A 23,146-nucleotide genomic window follows, 5' to 3' on the forward strand; every position below is an offset into this window, starting at 1 on the left:
TCAAGCTGTTTCTACACTTGTAGAAATTGCAGTAACTTTTCCCCTTCTACGTCTAGGTTTTTTAGGACTAGCCACAGTCAAGGAATCCAGTAGGAACCGCAACACGGTATCAGGTTGAAACAATCGGGGTCTACGGATAGAATAAATTTTTAACCAGTATGAAATTTTCCCCCATCCTCCCCCAAAGCCTCCATCCTTTGAATCCTCTGGTTCAAAAAATGGAGAAAGCGTTTTTAACCACAAGTGGGGGATATACTCTTTAAAACCCAAAGCCCTACGAGCAATAACCATTGCCGCCGCCGAAGCGCTGTTTAAACCATATTTCGCCATATATTTGACCATTCCAATGACACTGGTCATATATGGACTCACAAATTTGACTTCTATTCCAGATTTTTCGGCTCTGACAACTAAAAAACTCCGAAATTTGTCATATATAAAGCTTGAAAGCATTCTGTTATAGTGTTTTGAACCACTATGACGTAGTTGAGCTTTCTTGAGTGAGAAATCTAAATTTTCGCAGGCGATCGGACATTGATAGATGGATGCTAATTTAACTATTTCACAAACAATATCTCTGAGAGCCGCTTGATTTTGGCCAGTTGTGCCTGTTGGGATGGGAAAACTTAAGATGATCTGCTTACCAGATGTGCGTGCGGGGTTGCCATCGCGTTTTACATAAATAATGTCAATAGTTTCTGCATTTAAATCAATGCCAATACAACCATTTTGTAAGCTACTGATTCTGGGCACATCTTGTACATAAGATGTGTGGCGAGCAAGGATTTGCGCCGTGTAGCTGGGGTACTTGGAACACAAATGCTGTACCACAACAATTGCTGCTGGAAAATTAACGGGCAATGCTGACAAAATTTTGCCGATCGCTTTTAGCCCACCTCTGGAAGCCGCTATTGCGACTGCGTTATAAGCAATATTGGGAAAATGGGAAATAACCTTATGATTTTCTTTGAAAATAGGGCATTGGGCATTGGACATAGAAAAAAATTATTTTTACGCTGGGCTGCGAGATTTTTTTGTAAACAACTGTGTTGGTTAATTCCGCAAGATACCAACTGCTAGCCCGAAGGAGATGAAATGCTTATGTTGACTTGTTTACATATTATTTAATTATATTGTAAATAAGTTTTGTACGCTTGCGTACAAAACTTATTTACAATGATTTTTTCTTTCGCCAGACGACATGGACTGATGCCATGAGCTATCTGATTGATATACCACTGGCTCAAAGAGGTTTCCGATGTCCGTGTCTCAAAACTCTCACAAGCCCGTAAATCGTCTACTGGCTGCCATTCCACCAGAGGAATACCAACGCCTTTTGCCTCACTTAAAACTTGTCTCCCTAGAATACAAACAAATCCTCTACCAACCAAACGAACCTATCCAGGACATTTATTTCCCTAACAATGGCGTTATTTCCCTGCTGACTGTTATGGAAAATGGTGAAGCAATAGAAGTGGCTACGGTTGGTAATGAAGGCATGGTCGGTTTACCCGTATTCCTAGAAGCCGATACAATTCCCGGTCAGGCGTTTAGTCAGATTCCAGGTGAAGCTCTCCAGATGAGAGCAGATGTATTCAAACGCGAAGTGACTTCAGCTAGCCCCCTTTTTAAGCTGCTGCAATCCTATACGCAAGCATTGTTTAATCAAATCGCCCAATCGGCTGCGTGCAATCGCCTGCACTCCATTGAAGAACGATTTTGCCGATGGATGCTAATGACTCAAGACCGAGTTGGGTCAAACGAGTTTCCCCTCACCCACGAGTTTTTAGGGCAAATGCTGGGTGTGCGTCGTGCCAGCGTGAGCGTAGTTGCTGCTACGATTCAGAAGGCAGGGTTCATTAGCTACAGGCGTGGCAAAATGAGTATTCTTGACAGAGAAGGTCTAGAAGACATCACTTGCGAGTGTTATGGCATTGTCAAAGCTGAGTTCGATCGCTTGCTGGGAAACAGTGACCAGTGACCAGTGACGCATCCCCTACTCCCTACTCCCTACTCCCTACTCCCTACTCTCAAGCTAGTTGCTCCAAACGGAGAATTTGTGAACTATCAGCAAGCGCTGGCAGTCGCACTGTAAAGGTTGCTCCCTGACCCACTCCGGGGCTTTCTACTTGAATTGTACCACCATGTAGTTCCACTAGCTGGCGGACAATGGCCAGACCTAGCCCCAACCCATCGTGCGCCCTAGTAGTTGTATCCTCGGCTTGGCGGAAGCGATCGAACACGTAGGGCAAAAAGTCAGGGCTGATACCAATGCCAGTATCGCTCACTTTAATTTGGACTTGGGAATTGAGACTTGTTAACCAAACCTTAACTTCTCCACCAGCAGGCGTAAATTTAACAGCGTTGGAGAGCAAATTCCAAACGATTTGCTTTAAGCGGTCGGGGTCGCCCCAAACCAAACCAACTTTGGGATCGAGATAGGATGAAACTTGAATCTTTTTAGCGTCGGCGGTGGGATGCACTGTATCAATAGCTGCTTCAATCGCTTGTACAAGGTGAGTTGGATGGGGTTGCAAGCGAACCTGACCGCGAATGATGCGTGAAACATCTAACAAATCTTCAATTATTTGGTTCTGGGCTTTGGCATTGCGCTCGATGGTGTCTATTGCTTTATTGGTTTGAACTGAGTCCAACTTACCAGAACGCAGTATTTTCGCCCAACCAAGGATGGCATTCAAGGGCGATCGCAACTCGTGGGAAACAATTGCTAGAAACTCGTCCTTTGTACGGTTTGCCGCTTCGGCTTCAGCACGTGCAATTTGCTCGCGAAGCAGCTGAGCGCGATCTTCTTCTGCGCGTTTGGCAAGAGTAATGTCGCGTTGCACTGAAACCCAGTGAGTGTAACACCCTGTTTCATCCATGAGCGGTACCAGGCTCATCTGTATCCAATATTCCGAGCCGTCCTTGCGATAATTAATTAGTTCGACAACCACAGGCTCAAATTTCTCCAAAGCTGTCCGAACTGTATTCAGCACGGCGCGTTCAGTCTTTGGACCTTGCATAAAGCGTGGGGATTTGCCAAGCACTTCCTGAGGATGGTAGCCACTCATGCGGGTAAAGGCTTCGTTAGCGTACACAATACGCGGACCTGGTTCGTCAAGAGGCTCAGTTTCTGTGATGATAATAGCTTCATTGATGTTAAGAACTACCGACTCCAGTAACCGCAACCGCTCCAGAACCTGTTTGCGTTCGGTGATATCGCGTAGCAACCAGCGCAAGGCGACTAATTCACCTTTCTCATTGCGGATAGCGCTTACCGTCATAGAAGCGTCAAAAGGAACCCTTGTACCCTCTCGCTCGCGTGGCACCAGGCGCACTTCCCACTCTTGCACCCAGTTCACCTGGCACATTTGGTGTAGTCTGCTACGAAAGGTTTTCCGCTCTTCACGGGTGACGAAGTTAACGAGCGGTTTGCCTACCAAAAACTTAGGAGCGATGTTAAGCAACTTGGCAGCAACGTTGTTAGCTTCCTGGATCTTTCCGTGTGCATCAGTAACAAGGTAGCCGTCTGGAGCAAACTCGAATAAATCCAGGTAGCGCTGGCGCTCTGCTTCTACTGTCTGACGAGCAGTTGCTAGCGCCTCATTTTGCGCTCGCAGCTCCTCCTCAGCCACCTTTAATTCCTCAAAGGCGGTGTTAAGTTCCTCAAGAGCTGTAGGCAGCCACACTTGAGCCGACAGCGATGTACCACCAGTATCCTTTTGTAGGGCACTCACGCGATCGTACAAAATCTTTAGTTGCTGGAAAAATTTCTCCTCGTTCACGCCTCATCTCTTCCATTAGTGACGCTCAATTACCAGGTATAGAAATTTTATAAAAACTTCTTCATCAACAGGTTAAGGCTAATTTGAGTTTGCTTCAATCTCACGAATGAAAGAGATTTAAACTATTTGTTTTGTGACACGGGAAATGGGGATAATTCCGAATAATCGGCTTAAATCTTACTTTCTCATTATTTCTCTGGCTCTTTGAATCCGCTTAAACTCAGTATTTGAGAGGCTTGCTCTCTACCGGATAAAAGTTTCAAGTCTTTAGAACCAGATGGATAGTGCCACTAACCCTGATTCGTTCGTTGTTCATTCTCAATAAACATAAAATTTTTGCGAGAAGAATAAGTGCCATTTTGTCAAGTCTTTTGAAAATCTCAGCGTCCAGAATGGATTGTAGGCATGGGTTTCAAGATTGTAAAGAAAGATATGATTCATGCATAGCAATTTATCTAGGGGTTGCACCCCTACCAACCACCAACTCAATGTTAATAAAATTTTAATTTTGTTTATAATAAGATTCGTTTTCTTGCTTGATAATCCAATAAAGCACCTTGAGTTACTATAGTTCTTCCATTTCTTCTACTAGTGGGAATTTCTCCTTTTTGCAACGCAATGTAAAGAGTGGATTGTTCTACCTGTAAGTATTTCGCTGCTTGTACAAGTGAAATGCCTGCCTTAATCATAATCTAAGCTCATGATTCGTATTAGCGATCGATAATTTATGGCGAAATGTAAAGAACTACTTAAGAAAACTAAATATTCTTAGTAATTCGTAACAGAATTAACTTAACTAAAAAATTCTCAAGACAAGCTTTGTGCTGCGTCAAAGGAGAACAGCAGCTTTATTTTGATGAACATCTAATTAGATTTGCGTCTAATAACAGTATAACAGAAGATGAACAGTGAGCAGTTTCAAATTCTGCTGCGCTTTTTGAAGGCGTTGGCAGATGAAAGCCGACTCAAAATTTTGGGTATCCTCGCGAATCAAGAGTGTAGTGTTGAAGAATTGGCGGTCCTTCTACAACTGAAGGAGCCAACAGTGTCACATCATCTTGCAAAACTGAAAGAGCTAAACCTAGTGACAATGCGTCCGGAGGGAAATACTCATTTGTATCAGTTGAACAACCAAGCCCTGGAAAAGATTGGCAAGGAGATTGCTAAGCCGGAGACAATAGCCTCTTTGGTTGAAGATGTGGATACCGAAGCATGGGAAAGCAAAGTTCTTGGTACATATACAGAAGGCGATCGCCTCAAAGAAATTCCCACAAGTCGTAAAAAACGCTTAGTTATTTTGAAGTGGTTGGCAAACAAATTTGAGGTAGGAGTGAATTACTCACAAAACACTATGAATAAAATTCTTCAGCAGTACCATCCTGACTGCGCCACGTTACGCAGGGAATTAGTTGCTCACCAGTTAATGCAAACAGAGAATGAAGTTTACCGACGTTTTGTAGAGGAACAATAAAGTTACCTGTTGTTAACCCTTCCATACTTAGATATGAAAGTAGGCGTAGGTAGGGCTAAAACCCACCATTTAATGTTGGTAGGTATTGCTCGCCCTACTAAATACGGAAGGGTCTTTACGTAGGGCATGAGATTTATTATCAAGCACTATCAACAAAATTTTCATACTAAAAAGACAATGTTTTCTGGGTTACTCTATAAAAATTTACAGATTCTTTGTATAATTCATTAAAAATACACAACAGATTGTCGCGTAAATTGACAAACTTTGGATTAAGAAGTTCCGTAGAAACCACATATCAATGTATTTGCTGCATCAAAAAAATTTAGTTTTTAAGTGCAGCAAAAGGATAAAGTCTTTAAAGGGTGCAGTAGTTCGGTGACCTAAGTTGTACAAAAACAGGATACCAGCAGGTTTTTCTATGCTCAAAAAAATCATACTGCCTACCGTTGTTATATCTGGTACGCTCTTTGCATCATTTTTATTGCTTTTAGCCCTACAAGGGTCAAAACCAGTCAAAATTCAAGTAGAAGGTCAAGAAATTTATTACGGCGAATTGAAGGACTTTGTTTCTCCTGGAGTTGGAGCAGCATTTAGTTTGGGATTGGGACTTGCGGGTGCGTTAATGGTGGGATTGCAACACTCAGTACGTCAGTCTTCTGAGTTGGAGAAAAAGGTGCTCAACCTCGAACATCTGGTAACAGAGAAAGATTCTCAAATTAAAGCCCTTCAACTTTCACCAGCTAATCCAATGTTCTCTAAATTGAGTTGGTTTCTAGATGAAGAAAACCAGACTCCAACAAAAGCGCCGAGTGAAGCGACTACAGTCATGTATGACAGACAGAGTGCATCACCCATTGCTCCTGAAACTAAAGAAGCAGTGACTGCTATACAGGAAAAGACTCAACCATTAGTGATTACTCATTCCACTTATGAGACTCAGCCCATAACACTGAATCAGTTATCAGTGCAAACGGCTATTTCCGCATTTCCTTCAGCTCAATCTGCTTTGGGGTTAACACGCAAAGGTAACAAAGCCTCTGTAAGTTGACTACTCTTTCAAGCAAGGGAGTGTCAATAAGGCTTATGCATACACTGGGTAGAAACAATACCTGAAATTATCTAATTATTTTTCTTTCGACTTGGTTCGCGAGTCGCAATACTCGCGAACCGCTCTTTCATTTCCAAAGCCCATGAAAAGTCAGATACTAAACTTCTCATCAAAGCGGTGTATTTGAAATTCATATTTTTGTTTCTCTGCCAATTGCCAAAGTTTATGAAAAGCCTGAATCTAAAATAAAATATTTTTTACAATTCTATGAGTCTTGAAGGTCTACAGACAATACTTGTCGGTTAAGCCTAAAAAGACAAAAACACGTAGGTTGGGTTTCGTTCCTGATGATGTTGGCGAAAGTGTTACAAAACCATAAACAAAAGTGTTACAACTAAGAGCCACAACGACAGATTGAAGATTTGAACTCGCGTAGTACTTTGATTTACAAAAATGTAGTATATTCGTCAACAGCATCCGTTCCTCAACCCAACGTTTATCAGCATTTGTTGGGTAACGCTTATGCGCTCTACCCCTACTACAATTTACGAGATCCCTTGCAGTATTGGGTCTACAGAAATGTCGTAAAGCTTTCCTTATCAGTTCCTGTGTTTTATTTTTAGCTAATCAACTGTTACGCAGACAATATTGCTTTTATACTATACAGTACTAGCTTTCAAAGAGGGAAATCAAGTAACGCAACAAGTTGTGTCTCAAGACAGGGTTGTGTAGCATAGCCCAACCTTCCAGCCATTTAGCTGCTTATAGATGGCGATCGCATTCTTTGTGTCGGACAGAGTATAGATTTGAAACAGGAATTATTCGATAACCCCTAGTACAGGAATTTGAAGCCAGCAGCAACATTACTATAATCTAAGTTCAGTAAAATAATGATAATTGGTTGTCAACTTTTGAGAAGGTGCTGGTTGAAGTATTCAAATAGCACTTAAACAGCCATTAATTAGTCAATGAACGCTAAATCTTACTAAATATGCATTCACCCCACCAACCCGAACACCTACCAGGTCATACGATACAAGGACGCTATAAAATCATCCGTTTTATAAGTCGAGGAGGATTTGGCGAAACCTATGAAGCAGAAGATATGAAAACACCAGGACTTATTTGCCTGCTCAAATACCTAAAACCCGTGCAGGATATTCCATCGGTATTAGAGGTAGCAAAAAAAAAGTTCGAGCAAGAAGCAGATATTTTGAAACGCTTGGGAAATCACAACCAAATTCCAACACTGTACGATTACTTTGAAGAACAACAAAGGTTTTATTTAGTTGAGGAATATATTGATGGTCAAAATCTCAGTGATGAACTACAGACAAAACTAAAAACTCAGCTTTTTAGCGAAAAAGAAGTTATTGAAATTTTGTATGATGTTTTAAATGTATTGGATTATCTCCATCGAAACAAAGTTATCCACCGTGATATTAAACCAGCAAACTTAATCAGGAGGAAGTGCGATAGTAAAATTGTGCTGGTTGATTTTGGGGCAGTGAAAGAAGCTAGTAGAGTAGTAGTTAATGCTCATGGGGAAACGTTTTTTTCAGCAACAATACCTATTGGTACACCGAGATATATGCCCTGCGAACAAGAAGAAGGAAGACCAGAATATGCAAGTGACATCTATGCTTTAGGTATAACAGGGTTCCAACTTTTAACGGGACACATTCCCACTAGAAATAACAAGGAAATTAACTGGAACGGAGTACAAATTAGCCAATATCTAAAAAAAATTTTAGATAAAATGATGAGCTACGAGCGTAAAAAGCGATACCAATCGGTACGACAAGTTCTAGATGCTCTGGATACTTTAAATGCTTTAAATGCTTTAAATTCTTTGAAGAATTGGTTTTGGCGGATATTTATCAAGTATTTGCCAGTCTTGGCTATCCTTAGTGTCGCTAGCATAGGACTTACCTATTTTATACATACTAGATCGCAAGATCCCTTGGTAAAGGCACGAAACTTTTTCGACCAATGTCTGGAACTAACAGAAAAAAGGGAATATGAGACAGCCAGCAAGGTCTGCGAGCAAGCGTTCACATGGAATCCAAATTTGCCAGAAGCTTTAGTTTACAAAGGTATTGCACTAACCAGTCAGGGACAACTGAAGAACACAAAGGGAGATAGGCAGAGCGCGAATGCACTTTTTGAGAGTGCAATTATAGCTTACGATAGAGCAATAGCAATTAGTCAAACACGCTATGCACTTAGTCCAACACACTATACAGAAGCTTGGGTTGGTCAAGGCAACACCTATGCTTATCTCGGAAACTATGAAGAAAGCGTTAGGTGTTGTTTAACAGCAACTAAAATTGCTCCAGATAATCATAAAGGTTGGCTTTGTTTAGGAACTGCTCAACTAGATTTAAAGAAATACGACAACTCAATCAAAAGCTTTGAAAAAACTATTGAATTAGCTTGTAATTCCCAAGCTTCAAATGATAAAGATTCTGTTAAAGATTGTGTTGTGGCATTTAATAATAAAGGGGACTCATTTTTGAGCAAGTCAAAATTATTAAATTCAAAACAAAACGAAGCTGATGAAGCTATCGATAAAGCTATCAATGCATATGAACAAGCAATACAAAAGTCAATTGACAATAAAATAGATAAAGAGATCTCTCATATTCCTAGGACTAGTATAGGTAATGCTCTTATAAGCAAAAGACCTCCCCAATTTGAAAAAGCCCTGAAAGCATTTGAAGAAGCCCTTCAAGTTAACAAAAACTACGAGCCAGCACAAAAAGGGAAGCAAAATGCGATCGCAAGACTAAAGCAGCAACCTTCAACCCAAGATTAGACCTAAAGCGTTTTTAGAAAATACGAGAATACGAACTGGCAACACATGGGACAACAAGTAAAAGATGGCAAAGCTGACAACTAGAAGTTGGCAAAAATTTAGGCTGTAATGCCTATTATGAGCGTTGATATTCTGAGGTAAATGCGCCCGACTGACAACCAGAATTTGTCTATAAATACCAATGACAACCATAAGTTGTACACAAGACCTGCTAAAAATTACTATGGTACACAACAGAAAATTGACTTTCATATGTTGACAATCAGCACTGACAACGATAAGTTGACAATTTTGCCAACTTATCGTTGTTGTCCCAACACATGGGACAACAAGTAAAAGATGGCAAAATTGACAACTATAAGATGGCAAAAACTAAGCTGTAATGCCCATTCTTACGTCGATCTTCTTTGCTAGATGCGCCCGACTGACAACCAGAATTTGTCAACAAGTACTAATGACAACCATAAGTTGTTCACAAGACCTGCTACAAATTACTGTGGTACACAACAGACAATTGACTTTCATATGTTGACAATCAGCACTGACAACGATAAGGTGACAATTTTGCCAATTTATCGTTGTTGTCCCAACACAGACTAAAGCCAATTACCTACAAGGATAAAAGGTGCCCAGTAAAGAGGATGATTGTACTCATCTTTCTCTATAAGAAATAACTGGGCTTTGCGAAGCGCTTGTGCTCTAGTCATGTGTTCATTAAGGTTAGGGCTAGTTAAATTTTTATAGAATTCCGCCATCAGCATTGCTGTTGCAACATCCGATACAGGCCATAAAGTAGCAATGGTAGTACTTGCCCCAGAACGCATAGCTACCCCAGCGATGCCCAAAGCAGATCTTTCATCTCCTGAAGCTGTCTCGCAGGCACTTAAAACAAGTAGTTCAACGTTTCTGTTCCTAGTTTTACCCTCAGGGTTGAGTAAATTCTGGAAATTATCTATGCTAATGCTGTTATCCCCAGTATCCCCAGTTAGAATAAATGTTTGCTCTCGGTTAGAACTGAAAACACCGTGTGTTGCCAAATGTACCACATTAGGGGAAGATTTCATTTTTGCTTGAAAATTGTTTTTGGTAAATTCCCCCTCGCAAAGTGTTTTCCGATCGCATAGTATTGTAGGCAGCACTCTTACTTTCAACTTTTGAATATTTTCCAATTCTTGCTTGACATTTTCGAGTGCCTTAAATGGGACGCCCTTTACAGTGACTGCTTTACTAACACCTGCTGCTAAAATTTGTATATTTTCTGGTTTAAGTTTTTTTGGCTTTTTCAATTGCTGACCTAAACTCACAACGATGTTATAGTTTTGAATCAGATAACGATCGCCATCGTGAAGAGCAGCTATTGGTATTTTCTGGAAGGGACGATCCAGAACAAATACTAGAGTTTGTTTTTTGTTTAACTGATGCTTTTCCTCTAAAGGTCTTATTAACCAATTATATACGTTTTGAGAAAGGCTCAAAATTTCTTTTTTATTATCATCAAGTTTCTCGTCTCGTTGAGCTCGCTCAAAAGCAGATCGGACTCGATCGGGGGTTTTATTATATATAAGTTCAGCCAAATTTTCTAAAGTTTTCTTAACTGTTTCCTCAGGAAGCTTAGGATGTGAATGATGATAGGATAATTGGTTTTTCCTAAAAAGAAGAATTTCTAAACTATTTTTTAAAATAATTGGATAGATAACTGCTACATCTTCACCTGCATCTTCACCAATCTCTTCAAGTTGTACTAGTTTCTCTAGTGATGGCGAACAGGGTTCTTGAAAGAAGTTGTCTAGCTCTGCTAATTGGAGAGATTCCATGACAAGACGAGCTATCTTCAAGGGATTATTTAAAGATTCTTTTTGTGATTCGCCTTCCGCAGGATTGTATACTCCCGTGATATTCTTCAGCAAAACTAGTTTTTTAAAATCAACTTCACTATCCTTATGTTGCAATAGTAATTCAATGAATTCTCGGTATACAGGTTCTACATTTTGACGGAAGGAGAACTGGTTATCAGCATTAGTTACTAAATCAGCACGGAGCGACTCGAGTATGTTCCACGCTTCAGCGTAAGATGCTAATGCTCCTTTAATATCTCCTGAAGCTCTCAAAATGCGTCCTAACACGTGTCTTTGATGATATAAAATTTGACGGTTATCAATATTAGTATTATCATATAGACCTAGAGCTTGGTCAGTTAATTTTTTTGCTAGAGCAAGATAGTTTTTGTCTTGTTCTGTTAACGTCTCTGCGTCTGATATTTGTGATTCATAGAGCCTAGCAAGATGATTTAAAGCTTCTACCTGTGCTTGCTTGTCTCCCTGTTCTCCCAAACTATTAGCCTGTTGAATCAAACTATGAATTTGTGGAACCGCCTCGGATAACAGTTCAGTAATTTGTTGCAAAAGGTAGTCCTCTCTAAGATTACTCTTGAGACGAATCAGACTATTAGTAAAATTAATATATGCGTAGACTACCTCACGGATTGTCTCACGACTCTGAGGCAAGTTACTCAAACGAGACGGGATTTGGGACAACAAATTATTTACTCTCTTATTCAGTTCCTGTTGTAATTCAGGCCAATCCACTTTACTTCTACTAATTTGTTCAGCCCACCATTCTTTCATGTCTACTAACAGGCTGAGTTGATTCAGTTCTGCCTGAATTTGTGTAATGGGTATCTGAGTATTTGCTGCTTTGTGATAATAGTTGAAGGCTTGTTGATAATGTTTGAAGGCTTGTTTGTACAGTTTTAAATCATTTATATCGCAGTTTTCGTTATTTCTTTGATTAAGCTCTTGCTTTGAATTAATATCAAATATATCACACTTATTACGCAAAGATTTTATAATTTGTTGCTCGTAATTTAATTGATTTCTTTTTTTATTACCTTGGGTACGTTCTATATTCCCTAAGCTCAGCAAAATTGCACCTTTTTCTTGTGGATAGTTTTCCGACGCCTGCAAACTTTTCTCTAAAACTTTTTGAGACAAATTTAGCTTGCCAAGCCGTTGTAATAACTCACCAATAAGACGCAAGCCAATTACCTTATTTGAGGAATATTCTGGTGGCTTTTCTAAAAAATTTAGAAATATCAGAGAAGTTGATTGATTATTAATTAATTTTTCACAAGTTAAATTTAACCCTGTAAAAGTTTTCAGAAGTTGGCTACATGCTTCAGGATAAAGCCCCAGAGATTGCAAAGCTTTTGCTTTGTAAATTAGAGTTCTGTTTTTGCCATCCTCATCTTTTCCATAAGCGTCTGCTGCTTTTTGCCAAACTTCAGCAGCTTCGGCAAAACGTCCGGTTTCATAGTATTTTTTACCCTGCTGTTCTAATATTGAGGCATTGGATGCTTGAGAAAGGAGAAATGAAGTTTGTTTTGATGAAATTTCTGCTACTACAGGAGAAGCAATTAAACTTAAAAGAAACGTTAATGATGCTAAAAATATTGATAGGAATTTTTGCCGTAATTTCCGCAAAAAGATTTGTTTTAGAGTGAGTTGTACTGTATAGAAAAGTATAGACCTTTTTCTTGCCATGTTCTATCCCTCGACTCAATATCAACTAAAGGAATGCCATAATCCAAGCGAGCACTAAATTTCTCACCCATTTGCCACTGCAAACCCAAACCAACAGAAACTAGAGTGTTAGGATTTGGAGCATCTCTACCAGAGCTATTCCAAGCAGTGCCAAAATCAATAAATGGAATTAACTGTAAAACATTTTCTCCATTACCTCTACTGTAAATAGGCAATTGCAAATCTCCGGAAACAAAAATGCCATTATCACGAAATAGAGCATCCTGACGGTAACCTCTGATGCTGAAAATACCACCCAATGTAAACTGCTCTAAAGGTACAAGCGCTCTACTGGCTAGTTGCACATCGGAACGCAATAAAAGTTTAGGAGTTATCCGTGGATTGCTAGTTTCAGAACCAAGCAAACGCAGCCATTGCATCTGTCCTCGCCATACAAAAAAACGGCTATCGGGAGCTTTGTCATTGATTGTGGCATTAAATCCACCTATACCAAAACTAAACTGAGAGCGAGCAACAAAGACTTGTCGAAAACTACTCCGCGTCCACTCTTGAAAGAAACGCAGTGAGGAAATACGGGTGTTTCCTTGTGCATCTGCTCCCACAGAAATGGGAAAGCCTACTCCCAAAACGGAAGTATTACTTTCTCGTCGAGCCACTGTCAAACCAAGTGCCAATTCTTGGGTGAATTCTTGGTTAGCTTTTCTCACGACTGGTTGGCGAAAGGTGATTTCATAGTTAGGAGAGTTTGACTCAATATCCAACTTATCGAATGGTGGCTCAATGATGTTATTCCAGGTGTTGCTATAGCTGAAACTGAGAGTACCATTATGTGGATTCAGGGGTATAGTATAACTCGCATCTATAGCGTTACTACCATCAGTATTGTTGTAAGCTATATACAATTTATCTCCTAGCCCAGTTAAATTAGCTTGTTCTATCTCTACTCCCCGTTTGAAACTTCCGACACTAGGATTTCTGCTATTATCAGCAGAGACGCTGACGCTTAGAGAATCTGCTTCCTTGTATTCAACTTTTAGTAAATTTGTACCAGGATTGGTTCCCCCTGATAGTTCTGCTGATATGCTTTCAATTAAGGGATCTAGTTGTAGCAATTGTAATGCTTCTCTTAAACGTTTGATATTGAGAGGTTTGGTATTGGCTAACTCCAAACGCGATCGCACATAATTATCATTCAGCCTTCTGGAACTTTTCGCTTCTCTTGTAATCCGAATATCTTGCAACCAACCCTCGATAATTTGTACTGTGACAACACAACCTTTGAGAGTCTGTTTTGCTTGGACAAGACAATCTTTTAGGGTTTGTTCTGGAATGTAAGCACCGGAAGTAACATATCCCTCTTTGATGTAAAGCTCGGTGATTTTAGAAGCAGCTTGGAGCAGTTGTGCAAAAGTAATAGATTTGTTGGTGAACTCTCCCAATTGTTTGCGTAAATAATCTTGGCTGAATATTCCTTCTGTGTTGCCAACAAAATCAAACCGTTTAACAGTTAGTTCCCTGGCAAAATCTGGAATTTGTTCGGGTGAGGTAGGTGCAGAGGGTGGAATTGGCAGAAATTCTTGAGGAGACAGAAGCTCGGGAATCTGAGGTTGTGAACGATTGGGAGTCACAGGAGAGGGACTTTGAGCAGGGAGAGGGGACTGCGATCGCGCTGGCAAAGATACGCTACTTATAGTCCATAATCCCAGGCTTACCACCAACGGCTTGCAAAAAAACCACAGGCTATAAGGACGTTTAACGCACATGACAGTTAGCCGCAGGTAAGCGGGAACTTTGTATAAAATTGGATGCATTAGCCGTAAGAAGGACTTCACCTTTGGTATTAACACTTAAACCTGTGGCTGGACGTGGATACTTTATTGAGAGAGTTCGAGCGCGCTTTGTAACTTGCTCATTCCTAAGTGAATTCTCTAATTGCGGTAGTGTCGAATGTTTCTTCACAATTTCACTGCTGAGTGGTTCAGTCGGGCTGGGTGGTAGTCCACCCCGTCCAGTAATCAAAAATTGGTTGCGATTTTTCCCTTGTTCCGATGCACAAGCTTGGGCTACTTGGTTTTCAGCATTGAGGAAGCCATCTGATACGTTGGTTAGTTCTTGGTTCGAGTCAACATCTGGAATATCAATATCTATCAGCCCGTCAAATTGAGTCCCAAGGGCAGAACTAGCAGAGATAGTGCCGGGACGAGCAAAAAGTCCTTGGGTTGCAATTTGTACATTCCCTCCTTGTAAACCAGCATCTGCTCTGATACTGCTACCTTCGATAATGGCAATTGTATCGGCTGTGATTCTAATGTTGCCACCATTCCCATTTGCACCAGCGGTGGTGGATATTTGAGAGGTACCGCGCAGCTGCAAAGAGTCCTGAACCTGTAGCGTAATGTTAGCACCATTACCTTGTACTGTTCGCCCTGTAATTGAGCCGTTCTGTAGTCTGATTGAGCGAGCTTGTGCTTGAAGGTTACCAGATGGGGCTAAACCTCTGGCACTCACCGACGCTTCAGCATTATCTCGTATACTCAATAAGCCAGTGGTAATTTCTAAGTTACCGCCTGCTCCTGTAGCTTGGCTGGGATCGGGAATATTCGGTCTTTCCTCTCCAGACAATGCAAATAAACCACTGGGAAACCGACCATCAGCACTGATACCACTCAATTCGATTCTATCTGAGGCATTTACAATCAAGTTACCTCCCCTACCTCCAGGATTACCGTTTTCACCCCGACCGCGAGTAGATACCGAAATCCTTGCACCATCCCCAATCACCAACCTAGCTGTGTTGACAGTTAACGAGCCACCGTCTTGAGTGCCCTCAGTAGCCGCAAACAAACCGCTACGACTGAAGTTTTGACCATCAGGACTGACGCGAAACCCTATCAGTTCTATTAGGTTGGAAGCGTTAATGCTGAGATCGCCTGAACGCCCGGTTCCAAAACTGGTGGTCGAAATGTCTGCTCCATCAGTCACTCTTAACTGTCTGGTATTAATGGTGATGTCGCCTGAGTCACCTGTACCACGGGAAGTAGCAGCTAAAGTACTGAAAATCTGACCGTTAGATGACGCTCCAGTTATTTCTATCGCATCAGCTTGTACAGTAATATTCCCTCCCTTACCTGAACCTAGGGTAGCAGCTGACACTTGCGCCCCATCTCTGATAATTAACTGTCCGGTTTCAACAATTGTGATATCTCCTCCATTACCCGTAGCTTGACTGGGATTTGGAATATTTGGTCTTTCCTCTCCAGATAAAGCAAACAAGCCACTGGGAAATCGACTATCCACACCGACACCGCCTAGTTCTATCTCTCCAGCACGGATAAATAAACTACCGCCTTGACCCCCTGGTTGAACATTCTGTCCTCTACCACGTGTAGAAACAGACACCCTTGCCCCGTCCTGTACGCGTAACTTAGGTGTATTAATTGTTATATCACCGCCCTTTTCAGTTCCGTCAGTAGCGGCAAACAAACCGCTACGACTGAAGTTTTGACCATCAGGACTAATGCGAGATCCAATCAGTTCTATGAAGCTCGAAGCGCTGACATCAATCTTACCCGAACGTCCAGTTCCAAAAGCGGTAACCGAAATGTCTGCTCCATCAGTTACTCTTAAATGTTTGGTATCAATTGTGATGTTACCAGAGTTACCCGTACCACGGGAGGTGGCAGATAAAGTACTGAGCTGCTGATTAATAGTTGATGCTCCAGTGACATTCAAGATATCAGTCACAACAGTAATATTTCCTGCCTGACCCGTACCTTCAGTCGTAGCTGATACTTGCGCTCCATCTCTAATAATTAACTGCCCAGATTCTATTCTAATGTCTCCTCCATTACCTGTGGCTTGGCTGGGATTCGGAATATCTGGTCTTACCTCTCCAGAAGAAGCAAACAAGCCACTAGAAAATCGACCATCAGCACTGACACCGTTTAGGTCTATCTCCCTTACCTTGACAAACAAATTACCGCCTTGACCCCCTCTTACGCCACCCTGCCCTATACCACGTGTAGAAACAGAAACCCTCGCTCCGTCACGTATTTGCAATTTGGGAGTATCAATTCTTACGTCTCCGCCCTTTCCTGTTCCCTCAGTAGCGGCAAATAAACCACTACGACTGAAGTTCTGACCATCTAAACTAGTGCCAGTACCAATTAGTTCTACTATCTCAGAAGCGTTAACGGTGAGGTTTCCTCCTTGTCCTAAGTTAAAAGTGGTCACCGACACATCGCCACCATCTCTAACAGTTAACCGATTGGTTGTAATATTTATGCTCCCAGAATTTCCACTTCCTCTTGATGTAGCTGCAATTGTGCTGAACTGACCTTTTGCCGATGCACCGCTAATTTCTAGCGTATCAGCTTGCAAATTGATTCTACCAGCGTTCCCTACACTAGAAGTTTGTACGGAAATTGCCGAACCATTTGTCACACTCAAATCTTTGGCTCGAACAAAAATTTCACCACCGTTTTGATTTCCTAACGTATCGGCAATAATGTTCGAGCTATCTGTAAGCGCCACCCGTCCACCTTGTACTTGGATGCTCCCACCACCAGCACCACTGACTGTGGACTGGGACAGTAATTGAATGTTGCCAAAATCATTTATATTGTTATATCCTAATGTCCAACCACTGGCTGTAGGGTTTAAGCTGACCAGATTGTTACTGCCTACACTGCCCAGTTCAATTCGTCCTTGTGCTGCTGTCAGCTGACTACCTTCTAAGGTGATATCCCCACCTACCAAGGCTATGGTTTTCTCAGGCAATGTTTGTAGGTTTGTAGAACGATTGATAATGTTTGCTGGTATGCCTGGAAATTGCAAACCTAAGGGAACAGTGACACTTAGCAGGGACGTGTTTTGAGGATTAATAGCACTGAATTCACTACCATCAGCAAATTTGATGCTACTGGCTGTACTAGCGACAAACGATCCACCAATGTTTAATGCGGCGTCGCGACCAAAAATAATTCCATTAGGATTAAGTAGAAATAAGTTGGCGCTACCGTTGGCTTGGAGCACACCATTAATGTTAGAAACTGACTTACCTGTAACTCTGGTTAGAATGTTTTGAATGTTGAGGGAATTGTTAAAAAAAGCCGTTCCACCAGTAGGGACGGAAAATTCTTGAAAACTGTGGAATAAATGACTTCCAGCAACAGTTCCCCCATCAATAACGTTGATATTCCCTTGAGGTGTGACAACTGAATTGATAGGAAGGGTGTTATCAGGAACTATTTGCGCCACTGTGGAATTTACTGTCATCAACAAGCACAGGGAAGAACTACAAACAAGCCAAAAAGGGAAGTTTTTCGGTATGATTTGATACATATTAGCCGCTAGATGGTGATGACATCAGTAACTTTATAAAAAAATACTACGAAAAATCACTGAGGTCAAATAATCAAGGTAAAATTTAGGATAATTTAGTTTCGTAAAGCTATATGAAATTCCAACAACTATGCTTGCTTGGTTTGACCGGTGGGGCGATCGCACTTACTACAACCCCAACTTTCAGCCAGTCTAGCTCTGATAGTAGTGTTAATTTCCGTTGTAACAGTAATCAAGAGATACCAACTATTGTTATTTATAACAAGGCAAAACCGAAACCAGAACCATTGATTTATTGGAACAGCAAGTATATCGTGTCAAAGGATATCGTCAAAGATTGTGAGAGCGCTGCTCAAACATTACAAAACCACTACAATGCAAGAAAGGAGTTTCTTGCAGCAGTTGATGGTGATTCATTTGCTCCTCAAACGAGAGTTTGCTTAACTGAGCAACCCGACGATTCCTGTGCTTTTAATAGTAGTAAGTTGTTGTTCATCCTCAAACCAGAGGTTCAAGAATCTTTAGACAAAGATTTACCCGAAATTATACATCCCAATCTGGCTCAGTTAGAACCAAAAAAATTAGCAACAGCCCAGTTTAGAGCAGTTAGAAGAATTTATTACCCCAAGATTCAACCAAGAACATTTTGGCAGAAATTATTGGGGATAGTTTGAATATTGATGTTTTACGAGCGAGTGTTTAGCGATCGCAATAACCAATTTGGTCTTGATTCTCGATCCATCCAGTCTCCCCATAAGAAAAATCGTATCTTTCAGGCATAGGGGTTTTGTAAAGGTCAATTTCTATCCAGATTAAATCTCTATTCCGATAAGAACTAACACTGCGATCTGGTTTTAATCTCACCATGACAATTTGTCCGCTTCTAACTGTTGCAATTGGTGTGTAGTTCTTATCGGGTTCAGGATAAACCTCATATTGTACGTTTGCTACTCCTCTGATTCTTCTGCAAGCTATGGCAATAGGTGGCTTTCCGTTACTAGGTTTTTTAGATGAATCGCAAAAATCCAGTACTTTGGTTTGGATATATCCATATTTTTCTGATTCTGGTTCAAAGACTGCAATAAGTTGAAGTCCTTTTCGAGGGGATTCTTGTAGCAAAACTCGACCACCTTTATTAACACTGCCAATTTGCTGTGATGTCGTTGTGCGTTGTGTAAACAGAGGAGTATCTGTTGTTGTAGAACGACACCCAAATTCAGGAGGTGAATCTATTTGTTTGGGGCTAGCTTCGACCTGAGTCAATGAAGTGGAACTCCAAAGGATGGAAACAATGAGAACAATTTTTGAAGCTTTATGAGAAATCATAGCCTGTGAATTTGGTAGTTCCCTCGAAAATTTTTGGATAATTCTAGTTAAATTTTATGACAAGAGCAATGTCATTTGTCATTGGTCAAGTGTCAAGTGTCATTGGTCAAGTGTCAAGTGTCATTGGTCAAGTGTCAAGTGTCATTTGTCAAGTGTCATTTGTCAGGTGGTTAGCACGATTGAACCTGAAAAAAATCACCCTCGAAGGTACTCTTTTCTATCTGTGTTGCTTGTAGGGAACTCTGAAGTCTGTTTTATAAGTCTTAAAAAATCTCCTTCACATAAAAAACCTTCTACTTATGCCTGCTATCATTCCTTACCCTACTCAGCGACCCACTTTACAGTTTGGCGCTTTCGGTCAAATTGTCAAAGAAATGCAGAAAGCTTTAAACCAAAGACTGGTTCAATTGGACACTGTATCAGCTTGTCCGATGTCAGTTTCTACAACAGGCTACTTTGATCGACAAACTCAAAATGCTGTGAAGTATTTGCAGTGCCTTGCTTTTTTAACCGTGGATGGAATTGTCAGAGAAGAAACGTGGAACTACCTGTACAAAGGATCTGATAGCTTACCACAACTTAGTGTTGGCAGTCACGGATCTGTAGTGAAAGCAGTTCAAGAAGCACTCAAAGCAGGCGGCTATTATTATGGAACTGTCGATGGTGTTTTTGAGGCGAAAACTGAGAACGCAGTTCGGGCATTTCAATCAGAGAATTATTTGGTTAGTAATGGCAAGATTGAATCACGAACTTGGCGCGTTTTGAGCAAGCTTGAAGTTCATGCTTGTCGCTGTAACATTAATGCGTTTGGCGGACAGTAGGTTGGGTTGAGGAACGAAACCCAACATTTATCAGCATTTGTTGGGTTTCGTTTATGTGTTCTAGCCCAATCTAGAATTTCCGAGAGCCCTTACAGTATTGAGTTGAGAATGAGCTATGCGAGGGCGAAGTCTCGCTTGGCTTGTATAGAGGCGGAGCCTCTAAAGAAGGCATTCCCAGGCTCCGCCTGGGAACGAATGCAACGAGCTAAGCCGATTTGCCCAAGTAAGCTTCTAAAACTTTTGAATTGTTTTGAATTTCCTCTGGTGTTCCATCAGCAAGATTTTTCCCTTCTGCAAGCACCCAAACCCGATCGCACAAGGACATGATGACATCCATGTTATGCTCGATAATTAGAAATGTCATCCCCGTCTCATTCCAAGAGTTGATGCGAGCGCAAATTTCATCTATCAATCTGGGATTCACTCCAGCTGCTGGTTCATCAAGTAAAATTAACTTGGGATTGGTCATTAGTGCTCTTCCCATTTCTAGAAGCTTGCGTTGTCCGCCGGACAAACCCCCTGCGTATTCCTGTGCTTTGTGTGCCAACCCTACAGATTCTAACAAGACCATGGCTCGTTCTTTGAGTTCTTTTTGTTCTTGAGCGATTTTATGTTGTTGGAATTGCACTTGCCAAAAGTTTTCGCCCGTTTGTTTTTGCCCTGCTAACAGCATATTTTCCAACACGGACAACCGCGACAGTGTTCTGGCTACCTGAAAAGTTCGTACCATACCAGCACAAGCAATTTGATATGGCTGTAAGTGCTGAATGGGTTCTCCATCAAAAATCACCCGTCCTTTATCTGGGCGGATAAAGTTTGAGAGTAAGTTAAATAAAGTTGTTTTGCCAGCACCGTTAGGACCAATTAAGCCAGTGATACCACCAGCTGCTACGTGAATCTCAGCATTATCAACTGCTCGAATACCGCCAAAATTTTTACAAAGCCCGGTGGCTGATAGTAATTGAATTTGAGATGGCTCTTTATTTACCAAGGGTAAGTTCCTCCTTTTTCCCTAAGATACCTTGAGGACGCCAAATCATCAGTACCATCAAAAGTAAACCAATAATCATGATACGAAGCGCACTCAATTGGTCTGAATTGAGGGGAATGATTTTGTCTAAATTGCGGCTACCTTCATAGTAAATAAAGTAAATGACTGCGCCAAGGATTGTACCGAGATTGTTCCCAGAACCGCCGAGAATGACCATAATCCAAGCGTTAAAAGTTTCTTGTGGTTCAAAATTATTGGGGTAAATTGCTGCAATTTGCCATGCAATAAAAGCACCGGAAATTCCTGCGATCGCACCTCCTAACATGAGGGATTGTACTTTATACCAGAAAACGTTTTTTCCCAGTGCTTTGGGAATCTCCTCATCTTCGCGGATCGCTTTTAGGATGCGACCCCAAGGCGATCGCACTAAAATTTCCAACCGCCAGAATACAAAAGCTAAAACTATAAGTGATAGCAGCATTAGACCTGCTTTTGGGTCATAATCATACAATTTAATAACACCAGAAATATAAATTGCTGCTATTAACAGTGCCAAGAAAATTCCGATGATGAGACGCGAGATAAATTCTTGTTTTTTTACTGTTTTGTTATTTGAATTGCGGTGTGTGACTTGGGAAGCGCGAATCCATCGCCATAACTGCCATAAACTGATAACAGCGAGCAGAGTTAACAGTGCAATCATTGCTAGTTTGATAAATATATTTGGTGCAAGAGTTGCTAGAGGGATGGGATAACTTTGTACGCCAAAAGCACCCGATCTCCATTGGTTGCCCACAGGTAAATCTTGGTTATTAACCACCAGTCGAATCAGTTCGCCGACACCGATAGTCACAATTGCCAGGTAATCTTCTCGCAAGCGCAGCGTTGAGAAACCGATGATGAGTCCCAAAATTGCAGCAATAACAGATCCAATCAGCATTGAGAGGATGATGGGGATGCCCATAAGGGTTAACAGTACAGTGGTGTAAGCACCCAGTGTCATAAAGGCGACATGACCAAAGTTAACTAAGCCTGTAAAACCCCACTGTAAGTTCAGTCCCAAACTGAACAAAGCAAAGATTGACGTAGAAATTGTGAGAAAAATTAGGTATTCTGCCATAGGACGTTAGTTGTTAGTTGTTAGTTGTTAGTTGTTAGTGGTTGGTGGTTGGTAGTTGGTGGTGTAGGACAGGCGAAACGCCTGTTATCGTGAGTGGTTGGCAGGTTGTTGTTCGTAAAAAAAGTAACGATTATTACTTTGTAACAATTAACCACTAACCACTAACCACTAACCACCAACCACTAACCAAATTTGTTAAACATTGCCATTGTTATGGGAACACTATAATGGACTGTGGTTGGGGTAAAACGTATGAATTTGCTGCGGATTAGGATACATCATTTAATTGAGCAGTTAGCTGATGAGGATTTGGAGAGTTTTTGGAATTCGGTACACGCAATGCATTGTGACTTTTATATGCTAAAAGCCATACAAGAAGTCAAGCGATCGCAGCAACCTTGGGATACTCTAACCCATGAAGAAGCGTTGCGACTGTTGATTTTTTCATAAAATGTCGTTTGTCATTTGTCCGTAGTCATTTGTCCTTTGTGATTTACCAATGACACTTGACACTTGACCAATGACACTTGACCAATGACACTTGACCAATGACACTTGACCAATGACACTTGACCAATGACAAATGACAAGTGAGTAATGATTTGTGAGAATGGAAGTGCGCTATGCGAGGTCTTTTTTAAAAGATCTTAAGAGTTTAGAACCTGCGGCATACCAGCGGGTCTATGATTTTGTTTTTATTGAATTTGCTAAGAAGGGGCTGCTGCACGGTTTGCCAGAGATGCGCCAGATTGACAGCGAGGGGATTTTTTACCGTTTTACCGTAGATGATTATTTGATAGGTTTAGAGGTTAAAGGGGAAATTGTCAAGTTCCTCAGGGTCATACCTATGCCAGATGTTTAAGCTATAGAGTTGGGCAAAC

At 41.1% G+C, this 23,146-nt stretch carries 18 protein-coding genes; 9 read left to right on the forward strand and 9 right to left on the reverse strand.

Annotated elements, in window-relative coordinates:
- Positions 1 to 996: a chemotaxis protein CheB gene (locus F7734_RS06785; protein ID WP_155743957.1), complete on the reverse strand. Its 996-nt coding sequence runs from the start codon at positions 994 to 996 to the stop codon at positions 1 to 3.
- A 262-nt stretch (positions 997 to 1,258) separates the two neighbouring features.
- Here F7734_RS06785 and F7734_RS06790 point away from each other — a divergent pair, with 262 nt between their 5' ends.
- Entirely contained in the window at positions 1,259 to 1,981 is a 723-nt protein-coding gene (locus F7734_RS06790) for a Crp/Fnr family transcriptional regulator (protein ID WP_155743958.1), read from the forward strand.
- 49 nt (positions 1,982 to 2,030) lie between these two features.
- On the opposite strand, the gene F7734_RS06795 is transcribed toward F7734_RS06790, so the two are convergent.
- Positions 2,031 to 3,785 (reverse strand): PAS domain-containing protein, encoded by a 1,755-nt coding sequence (locus F7734_RS06795; protein WP_155743959.1) that lies wholly within the window; start codon positions 3,783 to 3,785, stop codon positions 2,031 to 2,033.
- Positions 3,786 to 4,297: 512 nt separating this feature from the next.
- Positions 4,298 to 4,474, reverse strand: coding sequence for a helix-turn-helix domain-containing protein (locus F7734_RS06800; RefSeq protein ID WP_155743960.1), 177 nt, complete (start codon positions 4,472 to 4,474; stop codon positions 4,298 to 4,300).
- 212 nt (positions 4,475 to 4,686) lie between these two features.
- Here F7734_RS06800 and F7734_RS06805 point away from each other — a divergent pair, with 212 nt between their 5' ends.
- The 3 genes from F7734_RS06805 to F7734_RS06815 all read left to right on the forward strand — a co-directional run bounded on the left by F7734_RS06805 (position 4,687) and on the right by F7734_RS06815 (position 9,125).
- Complete coding sequence (locus F7734_RS06805; RefSeq protein WP_155743961.1) at positions 4,687 to 5,256, forward strand: metalloregulator ArsR/SmtB family transcription factor; 570 nt, start codon at positions 4,687 to 4,689, stop codon at positions 5,254 to 5,256.
- Between the two features lie 421 nt (positions 5,257 to 5,677).
- Positions 5,678 to 6,307 (forward strand): hypothetical protein, encoded by a 630-nt coding sequence (locus F7734_RS06810; protein ID WP_155743962.1) that lies wholly within the window; start codon positions 5,678 to 5,680, stop codon positions 6,305 to 6,307.
- A gap of 991 nt (positions 6,308 to 7,298) precedes the next feature.
- A complete protein-coding gene (locus F7734_RS06815) occupies positions 7,299 to 9,125 on the forward strand; it encodes a serine/threonine-protein kinase (RefSeq protein ID WP_155743963.1) in 1,827 nt (608 codons plus the stop codon).
- A gap of 596 nt (positions 9,126 to 9,721) precedes the next feature.
- Here F7734_RS06815 and F7734_RS06820 read toward each other — a convergent pair.
- The 3 genes from F7734_RS06820 to F7734_RS06830 are packed head-to-tail and all read right to left on the reverse strand — an operon-like array spanning position 9,722 to position 17,941.
- Positions 9,722 to 12,664 (reverse strand): CHAT domain-containing protein, encoded by a 2,943-nt coding sequence (locus F7734_RS06820; RefSeq protein WP_155743964.1) that lies wholly within the window; start codon positions 12,662 to 12,664, stop codon positions 9,722 to 9,724.
- Positions 12,616 to 14,475 (reverse strand): ShlB/FhaC/HecB family hemolysin secretion/activation protein, encoded by a 1,860-nt coding sequence (locus F7734_RS06825; RefSeq protein ID WP_243146735.1) that lies wholly within the window; start codon positions 14,473 to 14,475, stop codon positions 12,616 to 12,618. The genes F7734_RS06820 and F7734_RS06825 overlap by 49 nt, the downstream gene beginning before the upstream one ends.
- Positions 14,417 to 17,941 (reverse strand): filamentous hemagglutinin N-terminal domain-containing protein, encoded by a 3,525-nt coding sequence (locus F7734_RS06830; RefSeq protein WP_166481772.1) that lies wholly within the window; start codon positions 17,939 to 17,941, stop codon positions 14,417 to 14,419. Before F7734_RS06830 ends, F7734_RS06825 begins: the two co-directional genes overlap by 59 nt.
- Before the next feature lie 179 nt (positions 17,942 to 18,120).
- On the opposite strand from F7734_RS06830, the gene F7734_RS06835 reads away from it, so the two are divergent.
- The gene (locus tag F7734_RS06835; RefSeq protein ID WP_155743966.1) at positions 18,121 to 18,681 is read left to right on the forward strand and encodes a COP23 domain-containing protein; all 561 of its coding nucleotides are present in this window, start codon (positions 18,121 to 18,123) and stop codon (positions 18,679 to 18,681) included.
- 25 nt (positions 18,682 to 18,706) lie between these two features.
- On the opposite strand, the gene F7734_RS06840 is transcribed toward F7734_RS06835, so the two are convergent.
- Positions 18,707 to 19,333, reverse strand: coding sequence for a hypothetical protein (locus F7734_RS06840; protein WP_155743967.1), 627 nt, complete (start codon positions 19,331 to 19,333; stop codon positions 18,707 to 18,709).
- A 56-nt stretch (positions 19,334 to 19,389) separates the two neighbouring features.
- On the opposite strand from F7734_RS06840, the gene F7734_RS06845 reads away from it, so the two are divergent.
- Positions 19,390 to 19,569, forward strand: coding sequence for a hypothetical protein (locus F7734_RS06845; protein ID WP_155743968.1), 180 nt, complete (start codon positions 19,390 to 19,392; stop codon positions 19,567 to 19,569).
- Between the two features lie 63 nt (positions 19,570 to 19,632).
- Positions 19,633 to 20,154 carry a peptidoglycan-binding protein gene (locus F7734_RS06850; RefSeq protein ID WP_155743969.1) on the forward strand — a complete coding sequence of 174 codons (522 nt, stop codon included), beginning with the start codon at positions 19,633 to 19,635 and terminating at the stop codon, positions 20,152 to 20,154.
- A 205-nt stretch (positions 20,155 to 20,359) separates the two neighbouring features.
- Here F7734_RS06850 and F7734_RS06855 read toward each other — a convergent pair whose 3' ends face one another.
- On the reverse strand, positions 20,360 to 21,145 hold the full coding sequence (locus F7734_RS06855) for an ABC transporter ATP-binding protein (RefSeq protein WP_155743970.1): 786 nt from the start codon (positions 21,143 to 21,145) through the stop codon (positions 20,360 to 20,362).
- Positions 21,135 to 22,265, reverse strand: a complete 1,131-nt coding sequence (locus F7734_RS06860; RefSeq protein ID WP_155743971.1) for a branched-chain amino acid ABC transporter permease — start codon at positions 22,263 to 22,265, stop codon at positions 21,135 to 21,137. The genes F7734_RS06855 and F7734_RS06860 overlap by 11 nt, the downstream gene beginning before the upstream one ends.
- A 252-nt stretch (positions 22,266 to 22,517) precedes the next feature.
- On the opposite strand from F7734_RS06860, the gene F7734_RS06865 reads away from it, so the two are divergent.
- Complete coding sequence (locus F7734_RS06865) at positions 22,518 to 22,715, forward strand: hypothetical protein (protein WP_155743972.1); 198 nt, start codon at positions 22,518 to 22,520, stop codon at positions 22,713 to 22,715.
- Positions 22,716 to 22,875: 160 nt separating this feature from the next.
- Complete coding sequence (locus F7734_RS06870; protein WP_155743973.1) at positions 22,876 to 23,127, forward strand: cytotoxic translational repressor of toxin-antitoxin stability system; 252 nt, start codon at positions 22,876 to 22,878, stop codon at positions 23,125 to 23,127.
- Positions 23,128 to 23,146 lie beyond the last annotated feature (19 nt).

The sequence above is a fragment of the Scytonema sp. UIC 10036 genome (assembly GCF_009725235.1).

What these genes read in the sequence shown, in the direction of transcription:
- F7734_RS06785 (WP_155743957.1), bottom strand. Translation starts at nt 996, where the DNA reads ATGTCCAATGCCCAATGCCCTATTTTCAAAGAAAATCATAAGGTTATT.
- F7734_RS06790 (WP_155743958.1), top strand. Translation starts at nt 1,259, where the DNA reads ATGTCCGTGTCTCAAAACTCTCACAAGCCCGTAAATCGTCTACTGGCT.
- F7734_RS06800 (WP_155743960.1), bottom strand. Translation starts at nt 4,474, where the DNA reads ATGATTAAGGCAGGCATTTCACTTGTACAAGCAGCGAAATACTTACAG.
- F7734_RS06805 (WP_155743961.1), top strand. Translation starts at nt 4,687, where the DNA reads ATGAACAGTGAGCAGTTTCAAATTCTGCTGCGCTTTTTGAAGGCGTTG.
- F7734_RS06810 (WP_155743962.1), top strand. Translation starts at nt 5,678, where the DNA reads ATGCTCAAAAAAATCATACTGCCTACCGTTGTTATATCTGGTACGCTC.
- F7734_RS06815 (WP_155743963.1), top strand. Translation starts at nt 7,299, where the DNA reads ATGCATTCACCCCACCAACCCGAACACCTACCAGGTCATACGATACAA.
- F7734_RS06820 (WP_155743964.1), bottom strand. Translation starts at nt 12,664, where the DNA reads ATGGCAAGAAAAAGGTCTATACTTTTCTATACAGTACAACTCACTCTA.
- F7734_RS06825 (WP_243146735.1), bottom strand. Translation starts at nt 14,475, where the DNA reads ATGCATCCAATTTTATACAAAGTTCCCGCTTACCTGCGGCTAACTGTC.
- F7734_RS06830 (WP_166481772.1), bottom strand. Translation starts at nt 17,941, where the DNA reads ATGACAGTAAATTCCACAGTGGCGCAAATAGTTCCTGATAACACCCTT.
- F7734_RS06835 (WP_155743966.1), top strand. Translation starts at nt 18,121, where the DNA reads ATGAAATTCCAACAACTATGCTTGCTTGGTTTGACCGGTGGGGCGATC.
- F7734_RS06840 (WP_155743967.1), bottom strand. Translation starts at nt 19,333, where the DNA reads ATGATTTCTCATAAAGCTTCAAAAATTGTTCTCATTGTTTCCATCCTT.
- F7734_RS06845 (WP_155743968.1), top strand. Translation starts at nt 19,390, where the DNA reads ATGACAAGAGCAATGTCATTTGTCATTGGTCAAGTGTCAAGTGTCATT.
- F7734_RS06850 (WP_155743969.1), top strand. Translation starts at nt 19,633, where the DNA reads ATGCCTGCTATCATTCCTTACCCTACTCAGCGACCCACTTTACAGTTT.
- F7734_RS06860 (WP_155743971.1), bottom strand. Translation starts at nt 22,265, where the DNA reads ATGGCAGAATACCTAATTTTTCTCACAATTTCTACGTCAATCTTTGCT.
- F7734_RS06865 (WP_155743972.1), top strand. Translation starts at nt 22,518, where the DNA reads ATGAATTTGCTGCGGATTAGGATACATCATTTAATTGAGCAGTTAGCT.
- F7734_RS06870 (WP_155743973.1), top strand. Translation starts at nt 22,876, where the DNA reads ATGGAAGTGCGCTATGCGAGGTCTTTTTTAAAAGATCTTAAGAGTTTA.